The following is a 7,572-nucleotide window of genomic DNA, read 5'->3' on the forward strand; positions in this document are numbered from 1 at the left end:
GTGCCTCTGCTCTAGGTATTGCTTATAACACGAAACTGGTGAAATTCCCGCCTACTTCTTGGGCCGACTTGGCGAAACCTGAGTACAAGGATCAGGTTAACATCCCCGACCCATCGCTGTCTGGCTCGGCCTTGGATTTTATGACAGGCTATCTAAGTGCTAAGGGCGATGGAGGCTGGACGTTGTTCGAGCAGTACAAGGCTAATGGTGTGGCCATGGCTGGTGCCAATCAGGAAGCACTAGACCCCGTGATTACCGGAGCTAAAGGAGTAGTCGTCGCTGCGGTCGATTACATGACTTACAAGGCTAAAGCCAAAGGCGAGCCGATTGACATCGTCTATCCGACAGAGGGAACGGTCATAAGCCCACGTCCTGCTGCCATTCTCAAGTCCACACAACATGAGCAAAATGCCAAAGCATTCATTGATTATCTGTTGTCAGACGAGGCACAAAAACTAGTAGCGGATGCCTCCCTACTCCCTGGACGTATGGATATCAAAGCTGACAATCGTGCCAACCTGGACGAAATCCCATTGCTGAAAACCAATTGGGAATGGATGGGCGAGCATGGTTCAGACGTGACGGAAAAGTTCACGCAAATGTTCAAATAAGCCGATGGGAAGTTTGTCTGTTAAACACATCAGGGGCTGGTCTCTGACACTTGCTCTGATCGCGCTTCTTTTCCTCATTTTGCTACCATTGCTGCAAATCTTCATCCAAAGTGTCTATGTTGAGGAGAAAATCCAATGGGTGGCGCCTTTTCGAACGTTAGCTGCTTCTCAATTTGTAGGAGTGCTATTCAACTCGATTTGGCTAGGCATCTGTGTGATCGCAGGAACGACCGTCCTTGCACTTCCACTAACCTGGATCATGTCCAACACCCGACTCGCACATTGGCGCTGGTTGGATGTCGTGCTGCTGATTCCGTTTATGACCCCGCCTTATATTGGGTCCATGGGATGGATTCTGTTTATGCAAAAAAACGGGTATCTGGAGCAGTTGTTCCCGGGCCTGCACTTCTTAACATCTTCCTTTTTCAGCCTGGGTGGCATGGTGATGATCATGAGTCTGCATCTGTTTCCATTCCTATATCTGCTGCTGCGCGGAGCGCTGGTGAGGATTAGCGGCAGTCTGGAAGAGGCGGGGGCCGTCATGGGCGGGAGTTTTCTGTACAGGTTCCGTCGAATCATTTTACCCTTGGTGCTATCGGCATACGGAATGGGCGCGTTGCTTATTTTCGTTAAAACGATTGCCGAGTTCGGTACACCTGCTACCTTTGGGCGACGTATCGGGTATGAGGTCATGACTTCTGAAATTCACAAATATATTTCCAGTTGGCCTATTGATTTTGGCAAAGCGACGTCCATGGCCTCGGTGTTGTTAACGGCCTGTCTGCTTATGTGGTATGTGCAATCGGTGATCAACCGAAAGTTCACATACAGACTGGTAGGGGGTAAAGGTTCGCGACCTTCACGTCTTCGCGTATCCAGCTGGACTACAGGACTGAGTGTCACATTTATCCTATTGCTGCTCCTTGCAGCTATTGGTATCCCTTACTTTTCAATTATCGCAGCCTCCACCATGAAGCTGCGAGGAGTTGGATTGGCATGGAATAACCTTACACTCGACTATTATAAGGAACTGCTGTCGTGGGGTTCGGAAAGCATGGAGGCGTTAATGAACAGCGTATTCCTCTCTTTGGGTGCATCGACGCTGGCTGTGGTGCTGGGCACATGGTTTGCGCTTGTCATCGGTGGCTCACGCACGACAATCCAACGGACTGTTGATGCATTCAGCTTGCTTCCGAATACTGTGCCGGGAATTGTTATGGTGGTTGGCCTGATCTTGTGGTGGAACTCGCCGTGGATGCCGATTCCGTTGTATAATACATACGGCATGGTCGTTTTGACGTATGTTATTTTGTTTATCCCTTACACGGTTCAGTATGTCAAAAGCGCCTTTACACAGGTAGATCATACTCTTTTTCAGGCGGGGCAGGTATTTGGCGGGCGTCCGTCTTACATATTCCGCCGGATTATACTACCGCTGATTGTACCGGGGATGCTCGCTGGTTGGATGATGACCTTTACCATCGCTTCACGGGAGCTGGTAGGATCATTGCTGATTTTACCGCCATCCGTCCAGACGTCTGCAACCTATATATTTGCCCAGTTCGAGCAGGGACAGGTATCACTCGGTATGGCAATGGCTGTTATATCGGTTGGGTTGACCACGTTGCTGCTGATCTTAATGGAAAGCTTAAACTCGCGAAGAAAGTGGAAATGATGATGACCAAGCTTAGAATTTGGGGCGGAGCGGGCGAACATGGCCGCTCCTGTTATGTTTTTGAAGGAAAGCAGCATCGTATCATGCTGGACTGTGGCGTGAAAAAGGATGGAACGGGGCAGTATCCGCTTTTTCCACCGCAGATGGCGAAGGGACTAACTACTGTATTGCTGTCTCATGCACATGAGGATCATTCCATGGCGCTCCCCTTACTGTACAAGTATGGATATCGGGGAGAGGTCTGGACGACCAAGGCTACCGCTGAGCAGTTAGGCTCCTATTTTCGCTCCTGGCGTACTTTTGTTGAATCGAGAGGCAGCCAATTGCCGTACAGCGAACAGGATATACAATCCATTACCTATCGCTATCTGGAAGACGAAGCGCCGTCAGGGGTGTGGCATGAAGCTTGTCCGGGTGTGAGAATCCTGTGGGGACGCAGTGGGCATCTGGCTGGTGCAGTGTGGTATATCGTAGAAATGGAAGGGAAGCGATTGTTCTTTTCTGGAGACTACAGCCGTGAATCTGAGCTTCTTGCTGCCGATGCACCAGACTTGTATACGGAGGAGGGTATAGGTATCCTTCCTGAATGCAAGCCTGAATCCACTCTAGTGGACATATCCATCATGGACAATGCCTATGGCATGGATATAGACCCGCAGCCTGTTAAACTGGAGCGGCTGAGGGTCGAGATGGAGCAGATACTATTGTCTGGTGGTCATGTGTTGTTGCCGGTTCCTGCTTTTGGCAGAGGACAGGAGCTGACCGTATGGGCCAGTGAGCAATTTCCCGAGCACACAATAATTATAGAGCCTGACCTATGGCAAGGGTTAAAACAGTTAATTCGCTGGAAAGAGTGGCTGCGACCGGAAGCTCTCGCACGAATATTACATGTGCTAAATAGTAGCAGGGTGTTTGTGCCTCGTGATGCAGCTGAACGAGTAAGTCTGCTGGAACAGAACACGGCTACTATAATCGTAACAAGAGATGGCATGATGGATTCCCCGCAGGCGCGTTGGTATTATCAATATCTGTCGAATACCCGCAACATATTGAACGAGATGGATAGCGAAAAAAACGTTAGGAACAGTGTGATATTGACCGGGCATGCCTCGAATGGCTCTTTTGGAAAGCATCTATTGGAATGTACGGACTCCAATGACATCTGTATAGCTCGGCATTTAATCTACAAGGTGCATCAGGGATTATCGGATGTGAGGCAGATGTTGAAGAATGTACCCAGCAAACAGGTTGTTCTCGTTCATGCACCAAAACTGCAAACCGACCTTGTACGAGATGAGTTAATAAGAGAAGGAAACCATGGACATGGAGGTCCTGCCAGAGTAGTCCATTCTTTGGAGCCAGGCGCAACGATAGAGGTTTAGTATCATCAGATGGTGAATCACTTTGTGCCCTCCTGCATCAATCGGAAGGCATCCACTTCTCCAAGCTTGGTGGAGATGGAACTGCGTCCGGCACTTTTGCGAAGGCGTAGCGGTGTGGCGGTGCGCTTAAGCAGCGCTTTAATTTCCCCAGGCTCCAGTTCCGGTCTCAGTGAAAGGAGGAGTGCGATACTCCCGGTCACATGGGAAGTAGCCATAGAGGTGCCGCTCATTTCATGATGCTTTCCATGGATCCACGACGATCTGATCTTCTCGCCAGGTGCATACACGTCTACGAATTGCCCCCGATTGCTGAAAGGTGCGATACGTCTGTATTTGTCGGTAGCTCCGACTGATATCGTCTGGGAGTAGCGGGCTGGATAGTCAATACTTCGACGTTTGCCCTCATTTCCCGAGGAAGCTACGATTACAATGCCGTTATGATATGCTTTATTCACCATATCAAGCAGTGCCTTGCTGCGCGACTTCATACCAAAGCTCATATTAATGATATCGACACGATTTAATACACACCAGTCGATACCAAGAATGATGTCAGAGACATAGGCGGCTCCATTATGATCGAATGCTTTTACAGGATGAATTAAAGCCCGTGGTGCTACGCCAACCATACCTTCGTCATAATTGGATGCTGCGATAGTTCCAGCAATATGAGTACCGTGACCATTATCGTCATAGGGTAACATGGTCCGGTTCAACAAATTGATACCTCTGGCAAGGGAATAGCGAAGATCAGGATGATGAAAATCGGCCCCTGTGTCGATTACACCGATTCTGACCCGATTCCCTGTCGAGGAAGGCCAAGCCTTGTATGCACGTACCTGTTTGACTCCCCATGGCATGGAAAGACTTTTCTCTGCTTTCGGTATATATGCCGTTTCTGCATGAACCTTAATGCGGGTATCTTCTTCAACGGTAACACCGTGGTGATATTTACCCAGCCTGTCTCCCCCTGAAAGCGGAGCGATGAGAGCACGGATTAGCCGAGCCGGTTGCACTTGTCGTAATCCAGCCAGCTCAGGTTTCAGCTTTTTGAGATAGGATAGACATTCTCGGTATTGGTGAGGCTTATCGAACGTGATAATCTGTTTGTTCCGTCCACTGCCGGACGGCTCCGAAATACCCTCATGCAAACGCTGCAAAAAATCCGGATAGTCCATTTGAGACGGTCCCCCTCCGATGAGCCATGCTGAGGTATTGTATGAGCAAGCGTCAGCTGCGGCATGGGAAACTTGCCCCTTTTTTATGGAAATAGGCCTGCTTGTCGTGTCAAAGTAGCGGTGGACACATACGATACATGGAGAGCATAAGCTCTTGTGCAACAACTTTGGGAGGCCTCTCCCGGAGCGGGTACAGTCGAAGGCGGGGGGAACCCCGTCTTTTTTTACGTGTGCCGTCTTGTGCAGGGGGATTCCTGGAAATTATGACGATACCCATGTTTAACTTGCAATTTGCTTCCAAATAGGTTTTACTTAGTTTTGATAATGGATATGTTAGTATTGCATGTATCGTGTATGCTCTGAAACATGTTCTTGTGAATTACGTGTGAGAGGAAGTGTCCCTAGGTGAGTACACCACTCAACTTGAAGATTGACCCGGAGAAAGTCCATGAGACTCCAATGGTGGATTTGGCATTTATGGTATTGAAAGCAGCCAATACTCCATATTATTACCGTGACCTGATGAATGAAGTCGCCAAATTGCGCGGCTTGTCCAACGAAGAAATTAATGACGTTATTGCTCAGCTATATACTGAAATCAACATTGACGGGCGTTTTGCCTGTGTCGGTACGAATCTGTGGGGCTTGAAACGTTGGTATCCGGTAGATAAATCCGAAGATGCCCTGACGGGTGCCAAGCGTCCTCGTATTATTAACGATGACGACGATGACGACGAAGATGACTACCATGAGGAAGAAGAAACATACAACTCCGATGACGACTTCGATGCAGATAGCGAAGACGAGGATGGCGAGGACGAGCTGTTCGACGGAGAAGATGATGATAGTGACGACGATGTTGTGATTGACGATGAAGACCTCAGTGATGAGGAAGATACAGATGATGAAAATGACGATGAATCGATAGATGACGACGACGATTCACTTCGTTAAGAACAGGCTGCAAGGGGAGATACACTCTCCCCTTTTTCATGACCGTTTTCTTGAAACCCCTGCTGATTTATAGCTTTCAGATAGATTTATTCCAATCTGGATCAATGGGCAAATTAACACAGATAACTTCCTTGACAGCGGATTGGACACGGGGTAAACTATTGCTTGGGCTTATGATTGATTCACTTATATGTTTGTTTTTTTGTATAAAAGTGCCCCGTACTACGGGAGTGCTTTTTTGTTTTTTATAGGGGTGTTTTCACTCATGAAAGAGGGCTAAGGGCGGCGGATTAGGAAAATATAACCGCTGCCTTCTTCATGGATGATAATCCGTGCAAACGGGTTACGATAACATCATAATGTCGCCTGAATTTTGCATCTTATCTAGGAGGGTTTTGAACAGTGACGAAGTATATTTTTGTGACAGGCGGGGTTGTGTCTTCCTTGGGCAAAGGGATTACGGCAGCTTCACTGGGGAGGCTTTTGAAGAACAGGGGACTGAAGGTAACGATTCAAAAATTTGATCCTTACCTGAATGTCGATCCGGGTACCATGAGTCCTTACCAGCACGGTGAAGTGTTTGTAACGGATGATGGTGCGGAAACGGATCTTGACTTGGGACACTATGAGCGCTTTATTGATATTAATCTGTCCAAGAACAGCAATGTCACAACAGGCAAGGTATATTCCAGTGTGATCAGCAAAGAGCGCCGCGGAGAATATTTGGGAGGTACAGTACAGGTTATCCCTCATATTACGAACGAAATCAAGGAGCGCGTGTACCGTGCAGGCCGTGAAGCAGGCTCGGATGTCATTATTACGGAAATCGGCGGTACTGTAGGCGATATTGAAAGCTTGCCATTTTTGGAAGCCATTCGCCAGCTTAAAAGTGAAGTTGGACGCGAGAATGTGATGTATATTCACGTAACGCTCATTCCTTATATTAAAGCTGCTGGTGAGGTTAAAACCAAACCAACTCAGCACAGTGTAAAAGAATTGCGCAGCATCGGCATTCAACCGAATGTTATTGTTTGCCGTACAGAGCATGAATTGTCCTCCGACATGAAGGCTAAAATTGCCTTGTTCTGCGATATTGATGCGAATGCAGTGGTAGAATGCCGCGATGCTTCTACTCTTTATGAAGTTCCGTTGAACCTGCGTGAAGAAGGTTTGGACGAAATCGTAGTTAATCATCTGAAGCTGACAACACCTGCACCAGATATGACTGAATGGGAAGGTCTCGTTGATCGAATCAGCAAGTTGGACAAGACAGTTGAGATTGCTATTGTTGGTAAATATGTTGCGTTGCACGATGCGTACTTAAGTGTTGTCGAGTCACTTTCCCACGCAGGATTTGATGCAAATGCGGACGTAAAAATCCGTTGGGTGAACGCTGAAGAAGTAACGGACGAGAACGTAGCTGACATGCTGAGCGGCATTGGCGGTATTCTCGTACCAGGTGGCTTCGGCGATCGCGGAATTGAAGGTAAAATCAGCACCATTCGTTATGCGCGGGAGCAAAAAATTCCGTTTTTCGGTATTTGCCTCGGCATGCAGGTATCTGTTATTGAGGTTGCCCGTTCCCTCGCTGGTCTCGAAGGAGCCAACAGCTCGGAAATCAACCCGGCTACCGATTATCCTGTCATTGACTTGCTTCCTGATCAAAAAGACATCGAAGATTTGGGCGGTACTATGCGTCTTGGCCTGTATCCATGTAAGCTGGTGGAAGGTTCCCTGGCAGCTGCTTGCTACAACGACGAACTGGTGTATGA

The 7,572-nt window shown here is 48.1% G+C and carries 6 protein-coding genes; 5 read left to right on the plus strand and 1 reads right to left on the minus strand.

All coding sequences use genetic code 11. From position 1 onward, the window contains the following. The 3 genes from AC5V8P_RS21010 to AC5V8P_RS21020 all read left to right on the plus strand — a co-directional run. The coding region (locus AC5V8P_RS21010; RefSeq protein WP_495473827.1) for an extracellular solute-binding protein at positions 1-611 on the plus strand (611 nt) is incomplete at its 5' end. Positions 612-615: 4 nt separating this feature from the next. Then, complete coding sequence (locus tag AC5V8P_RS21015; RefSeq protein WP_064795672.1) at positions 616-2,286, plus strand: ABC transporter permease; 1,671 nt, start codon at positions 616-618, stop codon at positions 2,284-2,286. Beyond that, entirely contained in the window at positions 2,283-3,668 is a 1,386-nt protein-coding gene (locus tag AC5V8P_RS21020) for an MBL fold metallo-hydrolase (protein ID WP_064795671.1), read from the plus strand. Before AC5V8P_RS21015 ends, AC5V8P_RS21020 begins: the two co-directional genes overlap by 4 nt. 17 nt (positions 3,669-3,685) lie before the next feature. Here AC5V8P_RS21020 and AC5V8P_RS21025 read toward each other — a convergent pair whose 3' ends face one another. Next, a complete protein-coding gene (locus AC5V8P_RS21025; protein WP_064795670.1) occupies positions 3,686-4,846 on the minus strand; it encodes a S8 family peptidase in 1,161 nt (386 codons plus the stop codon). 405 nt (positions 4,847-5,251) lie between these two features. Between AC5V8P_RS21025 and rpoE the strand changes: the two genes are divergently transcribed. Together rpoE and pyrG are read left to right on the plus strand one after the other, a co-directional pair. Next, on the plus strand, positions 5,252-5,800 hold the full coding sequence (gene rpoE / locus AC5V8P_RS21030) for a DNA-directed RNA polymerase subunit delta (RefSeq protein ID WP_063212135.1): 549 nt from the start codon (positions 5,252-5,254) through the stop codon (positions 5,798-5,800). Between the two features lie 402 nt (positions 5,801-6,202). Beyond that, on the plus strand, positions 6,203-7,572 hold a 1,370-nt coding region (gene pyrG, locus AC5V8P_RS21035; RefSeq protein WP_495473828.1), incomplete at its 3' end, for a CTP synthase.

The sequence above is a fragment of the Paenibacillus sp. N119s genome, assembly GCF_059447605.1.